Here is an 871-nt window from a genome sequence, read left to right as displayed (position 1 = left end):
GCCGAGGCCGCCGCCGCGCTCGGGCTCCCGCACGCGATCCTGCGTTGGGACGGTGTCCACCCCGGCACCGCGATCCAGGCGACGGCGCGCGCCGCGCGCTACCGCCTGCTCGCCGCGCACGCCGCCTCGGTCGGCGCCGGCTACCTGCTCACCGGCCACACACGCGACGACCAGGCCGAGACGGTGCTCATGCGTCTGATCGCCGGAAGCGGCCCGGCGGGCCTTGCCGGCATGCGGCGGGAGCGCCCGCTGGCGCCGGGGCTCGTGCTGGCCCGCCCCTTCCTCGACATCCCAAAAGGCGATCTCGTCGCCTGGTGCGAAGCGGAGGGCGTCGGCTTCGTCCGCGACCCCTCGAACGCCGACGACCGCTACGGCCGGGTGCGCCTTCGCCGGTTGCTGCCGCTGCTCGCCGCCGAAGGGTTCACGAGCGAACGATTCGCAAAGGTGGCCGAGCGCGCCGCCCGCGACGACGCGGCGTTGGCCGCGATGGCAAACGCCGCCTTCCGGCAAGCCGTCTTCGCCGCGCCTTCCGTGGAAGGGCGGGGCGATGGCAGAGGGGGGGCGTCCGCTCCCCCTCCTCATCCTGAGGTGCCGGAGCGGAGCGGAGGCCTCGAAGGAGCCCTTCAGAGGCCGCTGCGCCCCCTGGAGTCCTCCTTCGAGGCGGCAGACGCCCCACCTCGGGATGAGGTGGTGAGGGGTATCGAACCAGCTGCGATCACCTCCCCCGCAGAGAGGGGAGGGGGTGCTGCGGGCCCCCCCAATCGCCCGGCCCCCCCCCCCCCCCCCCCCCCCGCGCCGGCGGGCCCCCGGGGGGCCCCCCCCCCCCTGCCCGGGGCGGGCTTTTTGGCGGGCCCCTCCCGCCGCAGCACCC

General features: G+C 76.6%; 1 pseudogene. It reads left to right on the top strand.

Annotated features, from left to right (window positions below):
- A pseudogene (gene tilS, locus FV222_RS27680) lies at nucleotides 1-543 on the top strand (tRNA lysidine(34) synthetase TilS); the annotation flags it as partial.
- Nucleotides 544-871 lie beyond the last annotated feature (328 nt).

The sequence above is a fragment of the Methylobacterium sp. WL103 genome, assembly GCF_008039885.1.
In the GTDB taxonomy this organism is placed as follows: domain Bacteria; phylum Pseudomonadota; class Alphaproteobacteria; order Rhizobiales; family Beijerinckiaceae; genus Methylobacterium; species Methylobacterium cerastii.
Note: the sequence above shows the minus strand (reverse complement) of the source record. Positions and strands in the feature narration are given on the sequence as shown.